General features: G+C 42.8%; 21 protein-coding genes. 10 read left to right on the forward strand and 11 right to left on the reverse strand.

Features of this window, described 5'->3' with window-relative positions; all coding sequences use genetic code 11:
• Positions 1-240: 240 nt before the first annotated feature.
• The gene (locus BMW53_RS06880; RefSeq protein WP_038556953.1) at positions 241-1,455 is read right to left on the reverse strand and encodes a dipeptidase; all 1,215 of its coding nucleotides are present in this window, start codon (positions 1,453-1,455) and stop codon (positions 241-243) included.
• Positions 1,456-1,663: 208 nt separating this feature from the next.
• On the opposite strand from BMW53_RS06880, the gene BMW53_RS06885 reads away from it, so the two are divergent.
• Positions 1,664-2,740 carry a DUF3810 domain-containing protein gene (locus tag BMW53_RS06885; RefSeq protein ID WP_168136397.1) on the forward strand — a complete coding sequence of 359 codons (1,077 nt, stop codon included), beginning with the start codon at positions 1,664-1,666 and terminating at the stop codon, positions 2,738-2,740.
• 84 nt (positions 2,741-2,824) lie between these two features.
• Positions 2,825-3,661, forward strand: a complete 837-nt coding sequence (locus tag BMW53_RS06890) for an MBL fold metallo-hydrolase (protein ID WP_038556957.1) — start codon at positions 2,825-2,827, stop codon at positions 3,659-3,661.
• Positions 3,662-3,714: 53 nt separating this feature from the next.
• On the opposite strand, the gene rlmN is transcribed toward BMW53_RS06890, so the two are convergent.
• From rlmN to BMW53_RS06920, 6 genes are all read right to left on the reverse strand, one after another.
• Entirely contained in the window at positions 3,715-4,746 is a 1,032-nt protein-coding gene (rlmN, locus tag BMW53_RS06895) for a dual-specificity RNA methyltransferase RlmN (RefSeq protein WP_038556958.1), read from the reverse strand.
• Positions 4,747-5,024: 278 nt separating this feature from the next.
• Entirely contained in the window at positions 5,025-6,008 is a 984-nt protein-coding gene (locus BMW53_RS06900; RefSeq protein WP_038556960.1) for a glycosyltransferase family 9 protein, read from the reverse strand.
• Positions 6,009-6,120: 112 nt separating this feature from the next.
• Positions 6,121-6,363 (reverse strand): ATP synthase F1 subunit epsilon, encoded by a 243-nt coding sequence (atpC, locus tag BMW53_RS06905; protein WP_038556962.1) that lies wholly within the window; start codon positions 6,361-6,363, stop codon positions 6,121-6,123.
• Between the two features lie 17 nt (positions 6,364-6,380).
• Positions 6,381-7,886: a F0F1 ATP synthase subunit beta gene (atpD, locus tag BMW53_RS06910; RefSeq protein WP_038556964.1), complete on the reverse strand. Its 1,506-nt coding sequence runs from the start codon at positions 7,884-7,886 to the stop codon at positions 6,381-6,383.
• Positions 7,887-8,020: 134 nt separating this feature from the next.
• Positions 8,021-9,004: a polyprenyl synthetase family protein gene (locus BMW53_RS06915; protein WP_038556966.1), complete on the reverse strand. Its 984-nt coding sequence runs from the start codon at positions 9,002-9,004 to the stop codon at positions 8,021-8,023.
• Positions 9,004-11,406: an efflux RND transporter permease subunit gene (locus tag BMW53_RS06920; protein WP_038556968.1), complete on the reverse strand. Its 2,403-nt coding sequence runs from the start codon at positions 11,404-11,406 to the stop codon at positions 9,004-9,006. Before BMW53_RS06920 ends, BMW53_RS06915 begins: the two co-directional genes overlap by 1 nt.
• Before the next feature lie 510 nt (positions 11,407-11,916).
• Here BMW53_RS06920 and BMW53_RS06925 point away from each other — a divergent pair.
• Complete coding sequence (locus BMW53_RS06925; protein ID WP_038556970.1) at positions 11,917-13,098, forward strand: hypothetical protein; 1,182 nt, start codon at positions 11,917-11,919, stop codon at positions 13,096-13,098.
• Positions 13,099-13,128: 30 nt separating this feature from the next.
• On the opposite strand, the gene BMW53_RS06930 is transcribed toward BMW53_RS06925, so the two are convergent.
• From BMW53_RS06930 to BMW53_RS06940, 3 genes are read right to left on the reverse strand one after another with little or no spacing between them, the layout of a single operon-like run.
• Positions 13,129-14,049, reverse strand: coding sequence for a HEAT repeat domain-containing protein (locus BMW53_RS06930; protein ID WP_168136398.1), 921 nt, complete (start codon positions 14,047-14,049; stop codon positions 13,129-13,131).
• Positions 14,050-14,062: 13 nt separating this feature from the next.
• Positions 14,063-15,073, reverse strand: coding sequence for a hypothetical protein (locus BMW53_RS06935; protein WP_139178050.1), 1,011 nt, complete (start codon positions 15,071-15,073; stop codon positions 14,063-14,065).
• 24 nt (positions 15,074-15,097) lie between these two features.
• Positions 15,098-15,799 (reverse strand): protein-L-isoaspartate(D-aspartate) O-methyltransferase, encoded by a 702-nt coding sequence (locus BMW53_RS06940; protein ID WP_038556976.1) that lies wholly within the window; start codon positions 15,797-15,799, stop codon positions 15,098-15,100.
• A 232-nt stretch (positions 15,800-16,031) separates the two neighbouring features.
• Between BMW53_RS06940 and BMW53_RS06945 the strand changes: the two genes are divergently transcribed.
• From BMW53_RS06945 to BMW53_RS06960, 5 genes are all read left to right on the forward strand, one after another.
• A complete protein-coding gene (locus BMW53_RS06945) occupies positions 16,032-16,628 on the forward strand; it encodes a YceI family protein (RefSeq protein ID WP_051567681.1) in 597 nt (198 codons plus the stop codon).
• 52 nt (positions 16,629-16,680) lie between these two features.
• Positions 16,681-17,844: a porin family protein gene (locus tag BMW53_RS06950; protein ID WP_038556978.1), complete on the forward strand. Its 1,164-nt coding sequence runs from the start codon at positions 16,681-16,683 to the stop codon at positions 17,842-17,844.
• 63 nt (positions 17,845-17,907) lie between these two features.
• Entirely contained in the window at positions 17,908-18,324 is a 417-nt protein-coding gene (locus BMW53_RS06955; protein WP_038556980.1) for a hypothetical protein, read from the forward strand.
• The gene (locus tag BMW53_RS21480) at positions 18,236-18,502 is read left to right on the forward strand and encodes a YceI family protein (protein ID WP_394331163.1); all 267 of its coding nucleotides are present in this window, start codon (positions 18,236-18,238) and stop codon (positions 18,500-18,502) included. Before BMW53_RS06955 ends, BMW53_RS21480 begins: the two co-directional genes overlap by 89 nt.
• Before the next feature lie 12 nt (positions 18,503-18,514).
• Complete coding sequence (locus BMW53_RS06960; protein ID WP_038556982.1) at positions 18,515-18,943, forward strand: RrF2 family transcriptional regulator; 429 nt, start codon at positions 18,515-18,517, stop codon at positions 18,941-18,943.
• A gap of 21 nt (positions 18,944-18,964) precedes the next feature.
• On the opposite strand, the gene BMW53_RS06965 is transcribed toward BMW53_RS06960, so the two are convergent.
• Positions 18,965-20,362 (reverse strand): PQQ-dependent sugar dehydrogenase, encoded by a 1,398-nt coding sequence (locus BMW53_RS06965; protein WP_038556984.1) that lies wholly within the window; start codon positions 20,360-20,362, stop codon positions 18,965-18,967.
• Positions 20,363-20,553: 191 nt separating this feature from the next.
• On the opposite strand from BMW53_RS06965, the gene BMW53_RS06970 reads away from it, so the two are divergent.
• Positions 20,554-21,333: an SDR family NAD(P)-dependent oxidoreductase gene (locus tag BMW53_RS06970; protein WP_038556986.1), complete on the forward strand. Its 780-nt coding sequence runs from the start codon at positions 20,554-20,556 to the stop codon at positions 21,331-21,333.
• Positions 21,334-21,349: 16 nt separating this feature from the next.
• On the forward strand, positions 21,350-22,456 hold the full coding sequence (locus BMW53_RS06975) for a metallophosphoesterase (RefSeq protein ID WP_081804786.1): 1,107 nt from the start codon (positions 21,350-21,352) through the stop codon (positions 22,454-22,456).

Genomic DNA, 22,456 nt, shown 5'->3' on the forward strand with positions numbered 1-22,456 from the left:
GGAGTTATGAATAATGAGTAGAGAAAAAAAGCAAAATCAGTCTCAATACTCAAATCTCTGTACTCAAATCTACTTCCTTTTATAATGGAAATTTATAGAAACTAAAGTAGCTGCAATGAATTGAAAATCGCTGAAAGCAAATTTCAGGAGGCTTATCACTAACCAGAAAATAAAATGGGTTACCAGGTAGCTATCTGGCTGTATTCTACAACACTCAGCTAATGCAAAACCGGTAACCTGTTATTGTCTATTCTTAACCACTTCGGCAAATACACGCAAAAAATTACCGCCCCAAACTTTAGCAATTTCCTCCTCGGTGTAACCACGTTTCAGCATTTCGGCGGTAATGTTAGGCATCTGGCTCACATCGGCACAATCGGCCAGTCCGCCACCGCCATCAAAATCCGATCCAATACCCACGTAATCAACTCCTACCAGATTTTTTACATAGTCGATATGATCTACACAATCGGCAACCGTTGGCAATTGCTTGGGGTATTTCTCATCCAGTTCGCGCCAGTGTTTCCGAACTTCTGCCTGCTCCTCTTCGCTCATTTTTGCAAAGCGGGTATTGAAAATATTCCTTATTTCCTGTTCTTTCTGGTAACGAACAGTGGTAGTATCGGGATCTTTAATATAGTCGTCGAGTAAACAAATTTGAATTACACCGCCATTTTTGGCCAGTGCTTTTATCATATCATCCGTCATGTTTCGCTTATGATGTGCAATAGCACGCACGCTGGAGTGCGAAGCAAAAACCGGCACCTTGCTCATTTCCACCACATCGTAAAACGATTTGTCTGAAATATGCGAAACATCGATTAACATTCCAAGGCGGTTCATTTCTTGCACTACTTCTTTTCCAAAAGTACTCAATCCATCATGTTCGGGGCCTTTTCTATCGGTTGAAGAATCGCATACATCGTTATTCGACGAGTGACAAAGCGTGATGTAACGAACACCTTTATTGTAAAACTCCTCTACCCTGTCGAGCTTCTGCCCCAACGGAAAACCATTTTCCATTCCGATGTAGATAGCGCGTTTTCCTTGTTTTTTAAGACGAGCAACATCTTCCGGAGCAGTGGCCACCTCGGCCATATTATTATATTTTTGACATACCTCCTTGGTTTTCTCAATCATCTTATTCGCCATTTCATAAGCATTCTGCGTATTCTCTTCGGTGCGAGGGCGCTGGCTGGTAAATGCTGCAAAAAAAATGGCATCCAAGCCACCTTCTTCCATTCGCGGAAAATCAACGCGGCTACCCGGTGCTTCGTTTTTTTCACCTACATCCAGTCCTCTGTCTAACAGCGCCATTGGTGTATCACAATGTGTATCAATTGTTATTATACGTTTATGAACTTCCATTGCTTTTCCATCTTTACCTTCACAAAATCCATTTAATCCGGCTAACAGTCCCCCAACCATCAGCAAAAAAGAACAAGCCTTACCCATTATGAAATGTTTTTGATTTTAAACTGAAAACAATATTAACAAATGTATTTTAAAACAGGCCCTACTCTATCAAAAAGAACCTCTCTTAGCATTAAAATACAAACTTTGTTAATACCACTCCTCATCACAACTGCAACAGACAAACACCAGTTTTGATCGTCAGCCCTTAAAATCTTTAAATTTTGTCTTGTATATTTACCCGAAAAAATTGCGAATAAACAGAAAATATAAATGGCTCCTTCTTCCGTGTTTAGCGGGAATTATTTTTGCCCTTACCCTTCTTCTTCGCCAGTTTCCCAACCTTGTTGAAACCTGGTATGCACAGCGACTCTATCCATTTATAGCTTCGTTACTTTCAACCCTTTCTTTTATTTTTCCCTTTTCGCTTGCTGATATTTTTTATGCGGCATTGTTTTTACTCCCTTTAATCCTGCTTGTTCTGGTTTTCACCAAACGGATAAAATGGAAAGCTGCCGGAAAATTTTTGCTGAATGTTCTGGCCACAGTATATATCCTGTTTTATGTGCTTTGGGGTTTCAATTATTTCCGTTTGCCCTTACCCGACCGGCTTGGAATAAACGACCGCGAACCCGATACCGAAGAATTTGTGCAATTTATTCACCGGTACACCTCCGAATTAAACCGGCTACATTGCGATTTTGACAGCATTGACAAGACTGAAACCGACCGCTTAATTGAAGAATCGTACCAACAACTGGCACCGGTTTTACAGTTTGAGTACCCCATGGGCAAGCGCCCCGACAAAAAAATTACTTTCAGCAGCTTTTATGCAAAATCAGGAATCACCGGTTACTTCGGGCCATTTTTTAACGAAGTGCATGTGAACAAAATGATTTTGCCCATTGAATACCCTTTTGTTCTGGCGCACGAAAAAGCACATCAGCTGGGTGTTACAAGCGAGGCCGAAGCCAACTTTTACGCGTGGCTGGTTTGCACACACAGTTCGTCGCAACAAATCAGGTATTCGGCGAAACTGTTTATTTCATTTCATTTTTTCAGACAGGCTAGAGGTTTGGAAGAGTATAAACAGCTTGTTGCTGAAATCTCGCCCGAAGTGCAGGCCGACATCAACAGAATAAGTGAACATTGGAACCAACTGCGCAATGCAACCATGGACAAAACAGCATCAAAACTCAACGATGCCTACCTGAAACACAACAATATAAAGTCGGGGATAAAAGATTACACCGGCGTGGTTGACCATGTTATGAACTTTACGTTAGATTCAGCTTTTCAGCAACGCCACGGACTTGCGCCCCATTAAAATCATTTATTTTTACAGCGATTAACAAAAGTTGGAAAAGGAAATGAAGTAAAAACCTCCTGTTTCCGACTTCAAACTTTTTATATGAAGCTAACACCGATTTCTGCCGGTCATTTTCATTGCGATGGAGGAGCCCTGTTTGGCGCCATTCCAAAAGTATTGTGGAACAAAGTTTACCCGTGCAACGACGATAATTTTACCCGATTAACTTTGCGTTGCTTGCTAGTTGAAACCGGTGAACGCAAAATATTGATCGAAGCCGGAATTGGAAACCACTATCCCGAAAAACACCTCCGAAATAATGGCGTAACTTCGGTTGATGCGTTGGAAAAATCATTAGCCGAAAAAGGTTATTCAGCTACCGATATTACTGATATATTTTTTACGCATCTGCACTGGGACCACTGCACCGGAGCCGTTAAAACTATTGACGGCAAACTGGAATTAGTATTCGCGAATGCCACTTTGTGGAGCAGCAAAACACAGTGGGAACATGCCAAAATTTCGAATCCGCGTGAACGGGCAGCTTTCCATCGCCCGGTGCTGGACTTTATGATGGAATCGGGAAAATTAAAGCTGATTGAAAAAGAAGGTGAATGGCTCCCCGGCTTTGAGATAAGACTATTCGATGGCCACACCCCGGGGCAAATGCTGCCCATCCTTCACACCGAAAAACACGTTTTTGTTTACACTTCAGATTTAATTACCACTGCGGCAAACATTCCTCTGCTTTGGATTTCCGCTTACGATCTTGATCCGGTGAAAGTGATGGAAGAGAAAGGCAAATTTCTGAAAGAAGCTGCTGAAAAAGACTACATCCTGTTTTTTGAGCATGATTATTATACCGAATGTGCCTCGGTGCAGGAGACCGAAAAAGGTGTGCAACTGAAAGAGAAGTTTAGCTTAGCAGAATTGGGTTAAAACAAATTTAGAACTCAGAAAGCAGTTTTCTGCGATCATCTGTTAAATCAGTGTCATCTGCGTTCAGTCTTCACCAGTTCCTTAGTAGAAAGCAAACCACAGGCCGCATAAATATCCTGGCCACGCGACGCACGAACAGTGGTAAGAATTCCCTTTTTATTCAGTGCATCTTTAAATCGCTGAATGGTTTCTTCACCCGGACTTTTTAACGGTGTTCCCGGCACGGGGTGAAAACGAATCAGGTTGATGCGGCATTTTAACCCACTAAGCAGGCGGGCCAGTTCATCAACATGCTTTTGTGAATCATTCAGGTCTTCGAACAAAATATACTCGAACGACACGCGGCGCTGACGGCCAAAATCCCAGCTTTTAATTTCGTCAATCACCTCTTCAATCGGGTAAGCCACCTGAACCGGCATAATTTTCTGACGCTCTTCGTGGAATGGAGTATGCAAACTCACGGCCAGGTGCGCCTCGCTTTTTTCAAGGAAAGTCAGCATGCCCGGAATAATACCGATAGTTGAGACGGTTATCCGTCGAGGACTCATGGCAAAACCCCATTCCGAAGTCAGGATTTCAAGGCTTTTCAACACTTCCTCAAGGTTATCGAAAGGTTCGCCCATGCCCATGTACACGATGTTGCTTACCTCTTCTACTTCATCGATACTTTTTATCTGATTGATGATTTCGCCGGCCGAAAGTTGCCCCTGAAAACCCTGTTTGGCCGTAAAACAAAACAGGCAACCCATTTTACAACCTACCTGCGAACTCACACAAACGGTTTTGCGGTCGCGCTCCGGAATCATCGCCGTTTCGATAAATTTATTCTGGATCGTAGGGAACAGGTATTTGCGTGTACCATCAATACTGGCACTTACTTTTGTATAAGGCGTTAAGCCAAATTCAAAACGTTCGCTGAGCAATTCACGGGCTTTTTTCGAGAGATTTGTCATCTCCTCAATCGAGCTGATCTGCTTTTTATACAGCCAATCGGTGATTTGTTTTGCCGTAAATTTTGGCAGCCCCAGCTCTACTACCAGCTCCTGTAACTCCCCTAATGTTTTCCCGAATAAACGCTCCTTCATACCTGTAAATTTGCTGCAAAGATAACGCAAAAATTTTTTGCAAGATTTCCCTCAATGAATTCGATACTTGTATCACCGCCTTAAAAGACGGTGCAAAGAATACTATTCGCTAAAGTTGATTACTGCTATCCAATGCAAGTTTCTTAAACAACAAATTTGAAGAAGAGTTTTATCCCATCAGCGATTTTTTAAAATCCAATGGGCAATTCGTCAACAAATCCCATGGGCTTCCTAACCTTCGGATTTCTATTCACAAAAGAGCCAAGGTGACATGGCAATCAGAAATTAGTGCTGATCCATTCAACAGCCTTTTCAATATCAATGTCTTCCATACATTTAAAATGCTTTTTGGGGCATTTCTGGTGGCCTAACTTGGAACAGGGCCGGCACCTCAAACCGGTTACCTGCATTACCTCCGACGACCCGCCGGGTTGGTAGGGCGTCATTCCAAACTCGGGAATGGTATTTCCCCAAAACGAATAGATCTTCTTTTTAAAAGCTGCTGCAATGTGCATCAATCCGGTGTCGTTCGTTAATACGAGGCGCGAATCGCGCAACAATGAAGCAGACTGGTTCAGCGAAATTTTTCCGGCAAAATTCAGCACATTCCCCTTCGACTGCGAAAGTACCTTTTCGCCTTCGTCGTATTCATTTTTACCGCCCAGCAATATTACCGGGTACGGAATCTGCTGGCATATTTCGCTCACCTTATGAACGGGCAGCTTCTTGGTGAAATAAGTTCCGGCAATTACAAAGGCCACATACCCGTTCTGAAAAGGTTCGGGCAGATCATCCTGTTTAAACGAAGTTGTTTCATCGATAAAATAATCGAGCCCTTTGTTGTCTTTTTTTACATCAAAAACCGTAACCGTTTCCAGGTAACGATCCACAATGTGCACATCGGGCAGGCGATTCATTTTTAACCGAATCATCAGAAACTTCTCCCAGTTGATTTTATTCACCGCAAACGACTGCATTTTTAGCCGGCGTTTTATTTTGTTGCTTCTGAAATTATTATGGAGATCGATGATATAATCGTAATTCTCTTTCGCCAAATCGTGAATTAGCGCGCCAATATTATCCTCGAGGAAATGGATTTTATCGATATAAGGATTGGAGTACACCAGGCAGGCAAATTTCTTTTTGGTAACAAAATGCACTTCGGCATTCTCTACCTGCTGCTTCAAACCACGCACAACCGGCGTTGTAAGAACAATATCGCCAATGGAGCTAAAACGTATTACCAGAAATTTGACCTTCATTTTTTACAAAGTATCTAAGATATCATAATTTTGGAGAACTTGAATTGGAGACACAAAAAATCCCCGCAGAAGATTTCTACGGGGATTCTTTAACTAGCTTATCTTTATCGTACTATGTCGATTCAACCAACACAATAATTTTATTTGCTTTATTTTCAATTACACCACCATCAACTTCAAAATGCTGCTCTACGCCACTGGTTTCTACAATTTTAAGTACTCCTTTTTCCAATGTTGAAATAATGGGAGCATGGTTTTTAAGTATTTCAAAGCCACCTTTGCTTCCCGGAAGCTGAATAAGCTTTACATCGCCCTCAAAAACTTTTTTATCCGGTGTAATTATTTCTAAATGCATGGTTTTCCTTTCCGATTTTAGTTGTCAGCTAACAATTTCTCGCCTTTTTCGATGGCCTCTTCAATAGTACCAACAAGGTTAAATGCAGCTTCAGGATATTTGTCCACCTCGCCGTTCATAATCATTCTGAAACCTTTGATGGTATCTTCGATTGAAACCAGTTTTCCTTCCAGCCCGGTAAATGCCGAAGCCACAAAGAATGGCTGCGAAAGGAAACGCTGCACACGACGTGCCCGGTGAACCACCAGCTTGTCTTCTTCCGAAAGTTCGTCCATACCCAGAATGGCAATAATATCCTGCAACTCGGTATAACGCTGTAACAACATAATTACATCCTGCGCGCAGTTGTAGTGTTCGTCGCCAACAATTTCGGGCGTAAGAATACGCGACGAAGAATCGAGCGGATCAACCGCAGGATAAATACCCAGCTCGGCAATTTTACGACTCAATACCGTTGTTGCATCGAGGTGAGCAAACGTTGTTGCCGGCGCAGGGTCGGTCAGGTCATCAGCAGGCACATAAACCGCCTGAACCGATGTAATCGAACCATTTTTAGTAGAAGTAATCCGTTCCTGCATCACCCCCATTTCGGTGGCCAGCGTTGGCTGGTAACCTACTGCCGATGGCATACGGCCAAGCAGTGCCGAAGTTTCAGCACCCGCTTGCGTAAAACGGAAAATATTATCAACAAAGAAAAGGATATCGCGACCACCTCCGGCAGAACCGTCGCCATCGCGCAAACTTTCAGCAATTGTGAGTCCTGAAAGCGCAACACGTGCACGTGCACCCGGTGGCTCATTCATCTGACCAAATACCATGGCCAGCTTCGATTTTTTCAATCGCTCCGGATCAACTTTCGAAAGATCCCAACTTCCTTCTTCCATCGATTTTTTGAATTCTTCGCCATAATCAACAATGTTGGCTTCAATCATCTCACGAAGCAGGTCGTTTCCTTCACGGGTACGTTCTCCAACACCGGCAAACACCGATAATCCCGAGTGCGCCAAGGCAATGTTGTTGATCAGCTCCTGAATCAATACAGTTTTACCCACACCGGCACCACCAAACAAACCAATTTTACCCCCTTTTGCATAAGGCTCAATCAGGTCGATTACCTTTATACCGGTGTATAAAACTTCGGTTTCAGTGGTTAAATCTTCGTATTTTGGTGGTTCGTTATGAATGTTCAAACCTTCTTTTGGCAATTGCTCCAATCCGTCAACCGAGTCGCCTACTACATTCAACAAACGACCCAATGCAATCTCTCCTTTTGGCATGGTAATCGGGCTACCCAAAGCATTTACGGCCGTCCCTCGCTGTAATCCGTCAGTTGAATCCATTGCAACACAACGAATGGTGTTTTCGCCAATGTGTTGCTGACATTCTATTATTAAACTTTCTTTGCCTTCGCGGGGAATTTCCAATGCATCGTAAATTGATGGAAGTTCACTGCCTTCACTATCGAAACTAACATCTACTACAGGCCCGATAACCTGTAATATTTTTCCTATGCTCTGAGCCATATTGGATTAGATTTAAGTCCGGTTGAAACCGTTTTTCGTTAAAATTTTTTAAACCCAACAAATTTAGCATTGTTTTGTTTTTATGCAAGATTGCGCCGGGCATTTGTTCGATAAATTAACTTCATCAAAAGACTTTAATGCTTACGTGTAAGCATTTTGTGCGCAAGATTCCGAAGTGGCTGTTTTACAACATCCTGCACATTTAAATCATCTAAAATGCGGATAGCACGATTGAAAAAGTCATTTACTTTTTCTTCGGCAATATTTTTTACTCCAATCGATTGATACAATCCGGTAACAGCAGCTATTTTTTCTTTCGGATCAAAGTCTGTTTTTTCGATCCAGCTTATTAGCGCTGCTTTCTCATTTTCAGAAGCTTTTGCCAGTGCGTTAATCAGTAAAAATGTTTTTTTATTAGCCAGAATATCGCCGCCGATTTGCTTGCCAAATACCGCCTGATCGCCAAAAGTATCCAGCAGATCATCCTGCAACTGGAAAGCCAGTCCCAGGTTAATTCCAAAATCGTAAAGCTGATTCGCCAGGTTTTCGGGCGCGTTGGCCAAAAGTGCACCAACTTTTAAGCTGCATGCCAACAAAACGGCTGTTTTCAGCCGGATCATTTCCAGGTATTCCGCTTCGGTAACATCCATACGCTGTTCAAAATCCATATCGAATTGCTGGCCTTCGCACACTTCTATTGCTGTTTTACTGAATACCTCCAGCACTTCGGGCAGCGCTTCCGAGCGTTGTTCAAGGAAATACCGATACGATTGAAAAGCCATGGCATCGCCGGACAAAATAGCTGCATTTTCGCTGAATTGTTTATGAACAGTCGGGCGGCTTCTGCGCACATCCGCTTTGTCCATTATATCATCGTGAAGCAGCGTAAAATTGTGGAAGACTTCAATACCAACTGCTGCCGGAATTGCCTTTTCAATAGCTTCGGAAAACATATTGAAAGCCAGTAAAACCAACACCGGGCGCAAACGTTTTCCGCCCATATCGAGCGAATACTTTATAGGCGCATACAATTCAACCGGTTGATTACGGAGCAGTTCTTTCGAGCGCTTTTCAATTTCGGCACTCACGCTGTTTTGAAGTTCTTCTACGGTGTACATCACTTTCCCAGGTTTAATTCGTCATCAGGAACAATTTCCAGGTCATCGAGTTCAATATCTTCTTCTTCATCGTAAATATGAAGCAATGGTTCTTTAAAGGCTTCGGTTGTTGTAAGCCGCTCGAGGCCCGACAATAACGATGGCAGCAATATCAGGTTTGAGGTTACAGCAACCAACAAGGTTAACGAAACCAAAATTCCCATGGCCTGTGTTCCGCCGAAATTTGAAATAGTAAAAATTCCGAAACCAAAGAACAGCACCACCGAAGTATACAACATACTAACACCGGTTTCTTTTAAGGCAATTACCACCGATTTCCGGATGTCCCAGTTGGTCATATTCAGCTCCTGCCGGTATTTGGCCAAAAAGTGAATCGTATTATCAACCGAAATACCAAAGGCAATACTAAATACCAGAATGGTTGAGGCCTTTATCGGAATTCCCGTAAATCCCATTACCGCCGCCGTAAATATCAGCGGAATAATGTTCGGTGTCAGCGATAAAATCACCATTCTCCACGACGAGAACATAATGGCCATAAATGTGGATATCAATAAAATAGCCAGGCCCAAACTCGAAAAAAGGTTCTTTAATAGATACTGGTTTCCTTTAAACGCAATAATACTCGATCCGCTAATGGTTACATCGTATTTGTCGGTAGTAAATATCGAGTCGATATCGGCATTAAACTGCGTATATAATTCTTCCATTCGTTTGGTGCCCACATCTTTTACGCGAATGCTGATACGCGTAATTTGCCGCGTGCTATCCATAAACGAATGTAACAATCCGGCATTCTCTTCGCCCGTTGCGGCATATTGCAGAATAAAGTTTTTTTCGCGGTTATTGGGCACACTGTAGTAGCGCTCGTGGCCATTATAAAAGGCTTGCTTGGCAAACTTTAACAGATTAAGCAAGGAGATGGATGCCGACAATTCAGGATATTCGGCCAGGCGTTCTTCCAACTGCTCTATTTTCTGGAAAGTGCTGAGCTGCATTACGCCCTGTGGCTTTTTGGTGTCCACCATAATTTCCAAAGGCATCAGGCCGTTAAAGTTGCTTTCAAAAAATTTCAGATCGACATACACTGGATCATCTTCCGGGATATCATCGAGCATATAACCCGAACTTTTCATCAGGGTAATTCCGTAAATGCTTACCACAATTATACCGATGGTAGCAAAATAAACCACCTGACGGTAATTTTGGGTAATGTGCATCAGTTTACGGATTATCGAGGTAACAAGCTTATTATCGAGGTGACCAACGTGGCGCGACGAAGGCGGTCCGATAAAACTGAATATAATTGGAATAAGCAGCAACGAAAGGATAAAAAGCCCCAAAATATTCAGCGAGGCAATGATACCAAACTGACGCAAAATATCGCTCTTTACAATAATAAATGTAGCAAATCCCGAAGCCGTGGTGAGGTTGGTTAAAAAGGTAGCGTTACCAATTTTAATGATCACCCGCTGCAGCGCTTTTATTTTATTTCCGTGGCTAACGTATTCGTGGTGGAATTTATTCAGCATGTAAATACTGTTCGGAATTCCGATAACAATTAGCAAAGGCGGTATCATTCCGCTTAACAGGGTAATTTTGTAGCCAAACAGCGACAACATTCCCATGGCCCAGATAACACCAACGATTACAATAAGCACCGGAACAAAAACAGCTTTAAACGACCGGAAAAACAGGAACAAAACCACGATACAAATCAACAGCGCCAGCCCACTGAACATATACAGCTCGCGCTTAATTTTTACCGAGTTTACTACCCTAATGTAGGGCATACCCGAATAATGAAGCTTCACATCTTCTTTCTGCTCGAAATTATGGCAAACCTCCTGAATTCCGGCAACCAGCTCTTCGCGCTCCTTACTTGCCATTTTATCTTTGTTTACCGTAATGGCCAGCAGATAGGTGTCGGTTTCGTCGTTATAAACCAGCTTGCGGTAAAAGGGCAGCCGCTTAAATTCGGCCACGCAAGCATCCAGTTCTTCCTGCGTTGAAATCGTATCCGGAAAGGTGTTTACAACTTCAAACTTCTTTTCGTCCTTGTTTTTTTCAAGGTTATAGGTGTTTGATACCGAAAGCAAATTTTCAACGCCATCCACCTTTTTCAAATCATTACACAGCGATTTCCATGCATTAAAATGATCGAGGCGAAAAAAATTCGTGTCCTGCACTCCAACAATGATCAGGTTCCCCTCCTGACCAAATACTTTTACAAAATTCTGATAATCTTTATAGGCTTGATCTTTCTTGGGCAGCAATGACGCATACTCGTACGACATTTCCACCTTTCGGGCATGATAGCCCAAAAAGACAGTAATAACAGCCAAAACTGAAAGAAAGAGGATCCGATTCCTAAGGATTACTCTGGATAGTTTAATCCACATGTTTAAATTTCTAAATAAGCGACGAAAGTATATAAATTCCTGAGTTTTGAAAAATGCTTTAATCCAAGGTTAAGCGAATTTAAAACTTTTTAAAATTCATCATTCCATTTCAGAAATAGCAATGACACTTTCGGCCGTTCGGAATAAAAGGTAGCCCCCGGCAATGGCCGGTGTCGAAATCGCGGTCTGTTCCAATTTATTCGTTGCTAAAAATTATACCCAAACCATTTTACAACTCTCATTTTGCCTTTGCTAATTTAGTGAAAGTTGACCGTTCTTAAAACTTTGATTTTTAATTTTTACGGCATGCATTTTAATCTTTCCTAACCGGGAAGCAATTTGTATATGGCAATCGGAAAGAAAACCATAATCATTTGTGGATCACCTGCTGAAACCCCTACCCGGCATTTTGGGTATAAAGACATGAAACCAAAATACTGGAAAACCAACTACCCATTGTTTGCATACAATTGATGAATTCCGGCTAAAAACTAATCGAGAACTAATAGCATGCGAAAAACACTGATCTACACCATTGTTTTTTATTTTGCCAGCCTCGCTTTCTCGTTTGCGCAAATACCCGAACCTCAGTGGCAAAAACAATCGGGCGCCAGGGGCTGCGACTTCTATACCGATATTATTGAAGATGCCAACAAAGGTTACGCTGTTACAGGCGCAATAAAAGTTTCGGGTCGTTCCTTCGATTTTCAGCTGATTCGTTTTGCAGAAAACGGCGATACGCTTTGGACAAAAACCATCGGAACAGAAAAAAAGGAAATTCCGAAGCGCCTAACACAGCTCACCGACAAAAGCTATGTTTTGCTGGGCACTTCTTACGAGGGCGAAAAGCAAAGTTGCCTTTTGGTGCGGCTGGATGAAAACGGAACGAAGCTATGGGAAAAAACATTAGCCCCACAATACCTGTCGGTTGACGATATTATTTCGCTGCCTGAAAACCGCTTTGCCATTGCCGGCTCGAAAAGCGAAAACCCCGACGATCCTAAGGTTTTAATGGCCACGCTGAACGAAAATGGAGAAATAACTATGGAGCAATTATTCATGACCAACATGTCGGGGTGTGCGCGGGCAATAAAAAAACTTCCCAACGGCGATTATGCCCTGGCTGCACAAATTAGCGAAACCGGCAAAAACAATTGCGATATAGTGGCTATACGCGTTAGTAATGCAGGAAAAGCAAAATGGTTTTCGTGGATTAAAACGCCCGACCAAAAGGTATGGCCCGAATGTATTTGCTGCTCGCCCGACAGTGCTTTAATGATTGTTGGCTGGAACGGGAAATGTTTAAACGACATTAACTCGGCCGATCCCATTTTTGATTACGATCTGGTTTTGAACAAAATCGATGCAAGCGGCGAAATTTTGTGGACCAAAAGTGTTGATCGCGAAGGCTCGGAAGGCGGAAATGCCCTTACCATTCGGCCCGATGGCTCTTTTATGGTTGCCGGAATTAAAGCCACATCGTTTCTCGGAAAAGTTGGGCCTTGGTTATTAAACATCGATCCGGATGGCAACGAGCTAAACGAAAAATTACTGAACCTGCATTTTAATAACGATAACGCTTCGCGAATTATAAACAGCTCCGACGGTGGTTTTGTAGTAATTGGCCCGGGGCTGCAAGACGAAACCAACACCCGAAGCGACGGCTGGATTATAAAGTTTGGTGCTTTGTAACAAGAACTTATACCAATTCTTTTTACACCATCAATAGGAATTATTTAACTCCCGGATTACCCAACGGGCATTGTTCCGCACCACCTCCGCTGAATCGTTTTGTAAAACCACCAGTTGTTTCAGCACCTCCTCTTTATTCAACTTTGTTAGCGCTATGGCGCTTTCAGTGCGAACCAGCCAACTTTCACTTTTCAAAGCCTCGCAAAAAAACGGAATGTTAGCTGAATTGATTCGCTGAGACAATACATAAACAATTCGCCACTGCACTTCTTCATCAATATCGGGCAAATAATAAACCGACAATAAAAGATCGGCATTTAGCGACGACGCGCTTATTAAACTGTCGATTGCCAAATTGGCTGTCATCCAATCCTCGCCCTGCAATGCGTTCAGGTACCAGTTGGTTGATTCGCCGGGACGAAGAAATGCGAGTTTTTGCAAGGCATTCCGCTGAATATGTCCATCCTGCGTTTGATAAAGTTCGTAAAAAGCACGGTAAGCCATGGCCGTATCGGCACTAAGAAGCAGATGGGCAATATTCGATTTGTAAAATTGATTTTCGAAGCCGGAGAACAACTCCCACAATTTAGTATTTACATGCGATAAGTCGAAACCCGATAATCCGGCAGTTGTCCGGTTTCTGATTTCCGGCGCTTCATTCTCATCGAATAAAATTTCAAGAGCAGGCTCCACCCACTGTTCCGAATGAATCGTATTAAGCGTTGTCATTATAATTCGCCGGTTCCACAGACTCAGGCTTGTATCCCGGGCATTTTCAATAAGAGCCGCCACGGCTGGTTCACCAATTTTAATTAAAGGTTCTGCATAAGTATTCCACTCCCTTCCGGCCGTTCGCATTTTATTTACCAACGAATCGATTTCAGATTGTTGATTTTGTGCCCGAATATTTAGTGAAAAAATCAGAAGTACTGCACTTATTGCGGTTATCACACCCTTTTTCATTTTACTCCGGATTTTCGGTGAAGTGCGCAATGAAGTATCCGTATAAATCACCGTTGGCAGATTGGTGAAGTTCGTTAATCGATTTTAAGCCAAACAAAGAAGCAACTGTAACCGGATCAACCCGATATTCGTTATGGCCTTCGTAAAACCCGTAGCGGTTAATGTAAAACAACACCATCTCTCCGGTGTGCAAATACGAGAGTTCTTTTTTTAGCTGTTTCATTTGTTCGGCTGATAAGTACTTGTATTTCTCGTTCAGAAATTCCTGTTCCTCATCAGTAAGTTCACGCCATATTTCCAAGTGTCCTGTTCCAAGAATCTCATCGTTAAAAATCGATTCCTGCCAGCCCCTGCTTCCCTGAACCTTAAATTCCAACTCTTTTCCGTTGTAAAAAAACGATGCCAACTGCAAGCAGGAATCTGGTTCTTGTTCCGCGTTGTATTGCTCCTGATAGTGCATGGCATTCCAGAAATGAAACAATGGTCGGGCCATATCGGGATGTGTAAGCCCAAGTTTTTCCACCGTTTGATTATCCGCCCATATCACCGACATTATGGTTTCATCGTCTGCAACAAAACCAACACCCGACGATCCCCAGGGCCGCGCATCAACGGTTATCTTTGCCACCGATAATCCGGTAATCGTTTTTGCATTGGCCAACTCTTCAGTAGTATGAATTCCTGTTTCGGCAAAATGAGGAAAGTCTTCGCCATCCGCTTTTAACTGGTTACCCTTTCCAGATAATCCTTGTTTATAATCGAAAGGCTCTCCGTTTTCAACCGTCACATCCATGCAAGTGTATTTGTTTGCAGCTGTTTTAAATAGTATAAACTCTCGGCTGCCATCCGAAACAACCGGCGAGGGCAAGTCTGGCTTTTCGTTTACACAGGCCGGCGCTTTAATCAGTTTTTCAGAACTTACTGTCGGAAGTTGGTGCTTATACGAATGCTGTGCCTGCAAGAAACAAACAGCCGGCAGCAGCATAACAAGGGTCAAAATGGTCTTTGTCATTTTAATTAAGGATTAATTATTCCACTAATACTTTGCCCCCCGCTCATCAAGCATCGGCACAAAACGCACAGGTAACACATCTTTCTTCCTTATCTTTCCTTTCTTTTTCTGCAGCAGAACCAGCTTTTGGATGTTGCCGGCTCCCACCGGAATAATCATACTCCCTCCTTCAGCCAGTTGCTCCTGCAAAGGTTCGGGCACGTGCGAGGGCGAACAAGTTACAATTATGGCATCGAAAGGCGCTTTTTCGGGCCAGCCCAAATAGCCATCGCCAACCCTACTATATATATTGTTGTATTCCAGTTTACGGAAAACCTTTGTTGCCGATTTGCTTAACTCTTCAAAAAGTTCGATGGTAAACACCGAATCGCACAATTGCGCCAAAATAGCTGCCTGGTAGCCCGAGCCGGTTCCAATTTCCAAAACCTGGTCTGACCGTTTAAGTTCTAAAATCTCTGTCATGTAGGCAACAACATAGGGCTGCGAAATGGTTTGCCCTTCGTTTATTGGCAAAGGCCCATCGGCGTAGGACCATTTCTTATACTCGGGCAAAACAAATTCGTGCCGCGGAACCAGTTGAAATGCACTTAAAACCATATCGTTGCTAATTCCCCGGTTTTTAAGCTGCACTTCCACCATTTTTTGCCGCTCGTAAAAAAATGCATCGTTTTGCGCACTACATTCCACTGCTGTTATTAAGCCTACAATTAAAACCAGTAACCTCATCGTATAAACTATCTGTCACAGCCTCAAATTATTAACGAAAGCGGTTTTATGAAGGTTACTGCTGAATGACTATTCCTGTCATTTTTCAATGTAAACTAATCGTTAATCAGAAGTTGTTTTTTTAGCAAAAATTAACAAATCTGACATTAGTCATGATTCGTGAATTTTTTCTTTATTTATCCTTGTCCTATCTTTTCTATAGGACTTATAGTTTTAGTAGTCACGAAAAAAAATGAAAACGTACCACAAATTGATTATAAGCCTATTTGCTATCCTTTTAGCAAGTAACTTATCGGTAGCTCAAGTAAGCTACCAGGAAAATGAGAGCAACAGTAAACTAATGGTTACCGGAACTTCATCGATCCACGACTGGGAAATGGCGGTTGAAGATTACGACTGTTTAGTATCGGCTTCGGCAAATGAAAATCAGGAAATTTCGATCGAATCCATCAAATTTTCGTGCTTAGCCGAGAGTATTATAGCCCATAACAAAATTATGGACAACAAAGCGCACAAAGCACTCGATTCTGACAACCATCCGAAGATCAGTTTTAGTGCTGGCGGAACTGTTTCGGCAACAGCCAACTCGGTTACCAAAACAAAAGGAAAACTTCAGATTGCGGGTAAAGAAAAAGAAGTTGAGTTGGAGTTTACCTTAGCTGAAGCACAAGCCGACCAGTTTAAAGTTAGCGGAAAAATCCCGGTAAAAATGAGGGATTTTGGCATTGAACCGCCAACCGCGATGATGGGAACCCTTAAAACCGGCGACGAAGTAGTTATCCATTTCGACATTGTTTTACAAAACATGCCAACCGGTAACGCAAAGTAACACCACACCACATATTTTATTGATATATAACCATTTAAAATTTAATTAGAAAATGAAAAAGTTAGCATTATTATTAACAGTCTTCCTGATTGGATCTGTGGCTTACGGACAATTTGAAAAAGCCAAACTTGATCCTACGACTTTCGAAGAAGTGAAAGTTAAAGTTGGAGGCGATTTTGCTATTCAGTTGCAGATGCTCGATCATGAAGCCGATGTGGAATTGATCGACCTGAAACATAACTTCAATTTACCAACTGCAAACCTGAGCATCACTACCGATTTGGCTCCTGGTATTCAGCTGTACATTAACAACTACATGTCGTCTCGCCACCACAACGAGGCCTGGGTTGAAGGTGGATACCTGATTATTGATTACATGCCTTTCCTGAAAGGCAGTGAGAAACTGATGCAATACCTGACCATTAAAGCAGGTGTTATGATGCCGGATTATGGCGATGCACACTATTTCCGCAGTAACAACGGTAATGTAATTAACAACCCTTTTGTGGGTAACTGGATTATGGATGCTTTTACCAGCAATCCGGGAATGGAATTCATGTTCAGAAAAGACGGTTTTATTGCCGTTGCAGGCGTAAACAACGGACGTATGAACTACGGACGTGCTAACGACATTGGCGAAGATCTTGCCTTTAACTGGAAACTGGCGTACGACAAAAACATTAACGACGATTTACGCGTTCGTGCCTCACTTTCAGGATTCCACGCTCCAGACGGACACAGTGGCGCTTACCTATGGGATGGCGACCGTGCCGGTGCACGTTACTACAACGTAATGCAAACAGCTGCAGCCGAAGGCGACAATTTCCGTTCAGGACGATGGAGCCCGGGCAGTGGCCAAACGGAACTGAACAGCTACATGGCCAACGTATTCGTACAATACAAAGGACTTGAGGTATTTGGTATTTACGAAACCATGAACGGCGTAAAACAAAATGCCGACCAGGATTTTACACAAACAGCTATTCAGGCCTTATACCGCATAGGAAGCTTTTACGTTGGAACACGCTACAACCACGTTTCTGATGGTCTTGACTCGGAAGTTAACCGCACCAACATTGGTGGTGGCTGGTTTATGACTCCCAACGTAGTTGTAAAACTCGACTATGTGAATCAAAAATATGATGGACCTGCTCACGGAGAGATTGATGGAGGGAAATTTAATGGCCTTGTATTAGAAGCAGCCATTTCATTTTAAACTGAACCGTTTGAGAAAAAATTGGAATGCCCGTATTGTTGCGGGCATTCCTAAACTCCTTACATGAATAAAACGTCACTTACATATTATCTTTTTTCGCTTTTCCTGATTTTCTCCATTGCCGGGGTTTCAGCCTCGGACAACCCGAATGGAAAGACACCTGAAAATTGCAGCAATTTCGTTCTTATTCAGGGCTCATCAAACATCAACCGTTTCGAATTTATACACGAAACACCCCGGCTGATAAGCAACAAACAACAATCCAACCGCTTTAACTGGCAGCAGGAAGTTATTGTTCCGGTAAAAGAATTTACAGGCGGAAACCAACATATGCGCAAAGATTTTCTGGAATTGTTAAAGGCCACCGAATATCCTGTTATACAAATTGACATTGAACCCAAAAACACAGAAGCAATTTCCAGCCCTGCTGAAAAAAAGGGATCTGAATGCAACAATTACACTGGCCGGGCATACCCATAAATATGTTGTTCCGTGCAAAATAAGTGCATGCGATTCTTCCGAAATCCTGATAAATGGATCGCTAAAAGTCAACCTAACCGATTTTAATATTGAGCCGCCTAAAAAAGTATTAGGAACCATCAAAGTGAATGATGAAGTTTTTATTACATTTGCTTTTAAACATGAGTTCGTAAGATAAAAACCAAAAACCTTGAAATTTAGCACTAAAACGAGATATGGTGTGCGGGCTATTCTTGAAATAGCTCAGAGCGATCCTGAAATCGGAATCTACCAGAAAGATATTTCTGCTAACCAAAACATTTCGTACAAGTATCTCGATCACATTATAAATTCGCTAAAAGTTGCCGGTTTAGTAAGCAAAGCCGGCGGAAGACGCAGTGGCTACATTTTAACCCGCAAACCCGAAGACATTACGATTTACGATATTCATAATGCATTTGAGCCCGGTATTTGTGTTGTTGACTGTTTGTCGCACAACTACACCTGCAAACGAAAAGGTATTTGTGCATCGCGCGGATTTTGGGGCGAACTGAACAACCAAATCATTGCTTACCTGAAATCGACCACAATTGCCGACCTGATAAACAACCAGGCAAAACTCGATGATGTTGTAGGCTGAAGCAAACGGTTTGCTACCTTCTTACTGCGGCGTTAATTTTATTACCGTTCCCGGATTATTCAACACTACATAAATAGCGCCTTCCGGCCCGGTTGACACATCGCGTACACGTCCCTGATTTTTTACAATTACCTCCTGGTGAACAACCTTATCGCCTTCAATTTGCAACAAACGCACTTCTTCGTATTTTAAAGCACCAACCAGCAGTTTATTTTTCCACTTGCTGAAAAGATCTCCGCGATAAAAATCGAGGCCGCAAACAGCTATCGATGGCCGCCAGTACAAATTAGGTTGTTCCATTCCCGGTTTATGCGTTTCTTCGGTTATAACGGTTCCGTTGTAGTTTTTTCCGTAGGTAATGGTTTCCCAACCATAGTTTTTACCCCACTCAATCCGGTTCAATTCATCGCCTCCCATTGGGCCATGCTCGGTTACCCAAAGTTCTCCGGTTTGCGGATGAACGGCCATTCCCTGAATATTTCGATTACCCAGCGAAAACAGCGACTTCACTGCACCTTCTTCATGAACAAACGGATTATCGGCGGGAATACTTCCGTCTTTATAAATGCGGTGCACTTTCCCGTTTGGCAGCGTAAAATCCTGTGCCTGGTATCCGGCACCACGATCGCCAATGGCAAAAAACAGGTGTCCCCACGGATCGAAAACAATTCGGCAACCATAGTGGTGGCGCGTGGTTCGATAGCTATCGTGCGAGGCTTCAAACAATACCTCTTCACTTGTCCAGCTGTTATTTTCAATTTTGCCACGCACAATTCGTGTCATCGCCGGTGGCCGGTTTCCATCGTATTCGCTTGCTAACACATGACTGTAGGCGAGGTAAACCCAGCCATTTTTATCATAATCCGGATCAATTGCAACATCCAGCAAACCGCCCTGCCCTTCGTTTAAAACTTTTGGCGTGTTTTTCACCGGCTCATCCAGCAATTTCCCGTTCTGCACAACCCGCAACCTTCCCGGACGCTCGGTAATCAATGCCGTATTTTCGTCAATAAAATCGATTGCCCACGGAACTTCCAGTCCTTCGGCAAAAATCTCTACATCTATTTTATAATCCAGCGTCTCAATTTCTTTGGCAATCGGTGGCTTCTTCGCCCCTACTTTATTCTCCGATTCACGGATATAAGAAATGATGGCGTTAATCTCTCCGTCGCTAAGTGTAGCTTCGTACGAAGGCATTCCCAAATGTGCAATTCCAAATTTTATATTCCGGAAAACATAACCATCTTCGGCTCCAAACTGCCAGATTCCGTCAACCAAACTTGCTGCATTTCCGCCACCTAAATTGGCACCGTGGCACGAAGCACAATTTTGCCCGTACAGTAGCGCACCATCCTGTGCATTTGCTGAAAATGTATGAAAGAGAAATAAACAGGTAAAAGTTAAAATTATCCGATTCATTGTTGTTGATTTACATTTTATTACACATGAAAAGATAAGGAAAATTTACCGATTTTGTTCATTCAGATTCAGTAAGCTCATTTAACATTTATTAAGATATTTCTGCATATAAACAGGAATTTTCAGACCTTTAGCTTTGTTATACAGAATAACTTTAAACATTCATTAAACAGAAAAATAGTTACTAAAAGATGAAAAATGTTGCATTAATAACCGGTGCATCTACCGGAATTGGCCGCGAGCTGGCCCACATTCATGCTGAAAAAGGAGGCGACCTCGCGATTGTTGCCCGTAGTAAAGACAAGCTGGAAGCACTAAAAACGGAGCTGGAAAAAAAACACGGCATAAAGGTTTATGTAATTGCCAAAGATTTGGGTTTGCCCGAATCGCCAAAAGAGATTTACAGTGAAATTAAACAGGCAGGTATCGAAATTGAGATTCTGATTAACAATGCCGGCTTTGGTGGAGTCGGTATTTTCCACGAACTGGATTACGAACAACACATGGCCATGATTAACCTGAATGTTACTTCGCTAACCGCGATGACCCGCCTGTTCCTGCCCGATTTTGTAGCGCGCAATTCCGGTAAAATACTAAACACCTCATCAACCGCCAGTTTAATGCCCGGCCCTTTGCAAGCCGTTTATTTTGCCACAAAGGCTTACGTAACTTCTTTCAGCAATGCGCTTTCGGAGGAGCTTGCCCATACCAACGTTACCGTTACCAACCTGATGCCCGGTGCCACCGAAACCGAATTTGGCGCCTCATCGGGAATGGACAAAACAGCGATGTTTAAGAAAACCGCAAGCGCGCGCAAAGTTGCCGAAGCCGGTTACAACGCCATGCAAAAAGGAAAAATCGACGTGGTTTCAGGATTAACAACGGCGCAAAAAATAATGACTTCATTTATTCCTTTTATACCCAAAAAGCTTCTTTTGAAAACGGTAAAAAGCATGCAACAAACCCAATAGTATCAGCACGAAAACTATGAGACAGATTATTCCCTGGTTAATTTTAATCGCATTTCTCGCATTTCTGGTTGGGGCAAATATGTACCTCGCCAAACGATTCACCTTTTATTTCGACATTCGAAAAGCCCGCTACTTGTATATAACTTTTGGCGCCTTAACTGCTTTTATGATTGCCGGCATCGCTACAACCACCAATGCACAGGCGGCTTTTGGCAATATGGTTTACATTGCGGCGTCGATAATTATGGGCTTTTTACTCTACCTTTTGCTTTCGGTGGCAGTTGTCGATCTGGTGAATGTTTTTACAAAATCAGTTCCCCGCTTATTGGGAATTTCAGCTCTTTCGCTGGCTGTTTTTGTTACCGCAGCCGGAATTATAAACGCACAGTACCGAAGGATTAGTGAAGTAGAAATTCCGATGAAAGGGCTAACGAGCGAAATTAAGATTGCCCACCTTTCGGATGTTCATATCGGGCATTTCTGGGGGCCAAAAACCCTGCAGAGAATAGTAGACAAAACCAATGCCCAACACCCGGATGTGGTATTTATCACCGGCGACCTTTTTGATGGGAAAATCCGTTTGAATAGTAAAAGCCTGGAGCCACTGAAACAACTAAATGCCCCGGTTTATTTTGTGGAAGGAAACCATGATGGTTACTCGGGCGCCGAAGAAATAAAGGAAAACCTGCGCGAAATTGGCGTTACCGTGCTGGAAAACGAGGTCACGCATTTTAACCAGATACAAATTATCGGGCTCGACCACATGCGAGCCGACAACAGCCAGCACGAAAATCCCGAAAGAAGAAAACGGCCAAGCGTCCGTTCGGTTCTTGATGAGCTAAACCTCTTCCCCGGAAAACCAACGGTTTTGCTGCATCACAGCCCCGATGGTATTGAGTTTGCCAATCAACACGGAGTTGACCTTTACCTTGCCGGGCACACGCACAACGGCCAGTTATTTCCGTTCAACTTTGTAGTGGGAATGGTTTACAAATACAATAAAGGACTGGGCGATTATAAGGGAACCCGCATTTATACCTCGCAGGGAGTGGGCACTTTTGGCCCGCCAATGCGTGTAGGAACAAAAAGCGAAATTGTGATTTTGAAACTAAAACCCGAATAA

Source organism: Draconibacterium orientale (assembly GCF_900111425.1).
Taxonomy (GTDB): domain Bacteria; phylum Bacteroidota; class Bacteroidia; order Bacteroidales; family Prolixibacteraceae; genus Draconibacterium; species Draconibacterium orientale.

What these genes read in the sequence shown, in the direction of transcription:
- BMW53_RS06900 (WP_038556960.1), bottom strand. Translation starts at nt 6,008, where the DNA reads ATGAAGGTCAAATTTCTGGTAATACGTTTTAGCTCCATTGGCGATATT.
- atpD (WP_038556964.1), bottom strand. Translation starts at nt 7,886, where the DNA reads ATGGCTCAGAGCATAGGAAAAATATTACAGGTTATCGGGCCTGTAGTA.
- BMW53_RS06880 (WP_038556953.1), bottom strand. Translation starts at nt 1,455, where the DNA reads ATGGGTAAGGCTTGTTCTTTTTTGCTGATGGTTGGGGGACTGTTAGCC.
- BMW53_RS06950 (WP_038556978.1), top strand. Translation starts at nt 16,681, where the DNA reads ATGAAAAAGTTAGCATTATTATTAACAGTCTTCCTGATTGGATCTGTG.
- BMW53_RS06965 (WP_038556984.1), bottom strand. Translation starts at nt 20,362, where the DNA reads ATGAATCGGATAATTTTAACTTTTACCTGTTTATTTCTCTTTCATACA.
- BMW53_RS06945 (WP_051567681.1), top strand. Translation starts at nt 16,032, where the DNA reads ATGAAAACGTACCACAAATTGATTATAAGCCTATTTGCTATCCTTTTA.
- atpC (WP_038556962.1), bottom strand. Translation starts at nt 6,363, where the DNA reads ATGCATTTAGAAATAATTACACCGGATAAAAAAGTTTTTGAGGGCGAT.
- BMW53_RS06925 (WP_038556970.1), top strand. Translation starts at nt 11,917, where the DNA reads ATGCGAAAAACACTGATCTACACCATTGTTTTTTATTTTGCCAGCCTC.
- BMW53_RS06920 (WP_038556968.1), bottom strand. Translation starts at nt 11,406, where the DNA reads ATGTGGATTAAACTATCCAGAGTAATCCTTAGGAATCGGATCCTCTTT.
- rlmN (WP_038556958.1), bottom strand. Translation starts at nt 4,746, where the DNA reads ATGAAGGAGCGTTTATTCGGGAAAACATTAGGGGAGTTACAGGAGCTG.
- BMW53_RS06940 (WP_038556976.1), bottom strand. Translation starts at nt 15,799, where the DNA reads ATGAGGTTACTGGTTTTAATTGTAGGCTTAATAACAGCAGTGGAATGT.
- BMW53_RS06935 (WP_139178050.1), bottom strand. Translation starts at nt 15,073, where the DNA reads ATGACAAAGACCATTTTGACCCTTGTTATGCTGCTGCCGGCTGTTTGT.
- BMW53_RS06970 (WP_038556986.1), top strand. Translation starts at nt 20,554, where the DNA reads ATGAAAAATGTTGCATTAATAACCGGTGCATCTACCGGAATTGGCCGC.
- BMW53_RS06975 (WP_081804786.1), top strand. Translation starts at nt 21,350, where the DNA reads ATGAGACAGATTATTCCCTGGTTAATTTTAATCGCATTTCTCGCATTT.
- BMW53_RS06890 (WP_038556957.1), top strand. Translation starts at nt 2,825, where the DNA reads ATGAAGCTAACACCGATTTCTGCCGGTCATTTTCATTGCGATGGAGGA.
- BMW53_RS06915 (WP_038556966.1), bottom strand. Translation starts at nt 9,004, where the DNA reads ATGTACACCGTAGAAGAACTTCAAAACAGCGTGAGTGCCGAAATTGAA.
- BMW53_RS06955 (WP_038556980.1), top strand. Translation starts at nt 17,908, where the DNA reads ATGAATAAAACGTCACTTACATATTATCTTTTTTCGCTTTTCCTGATT.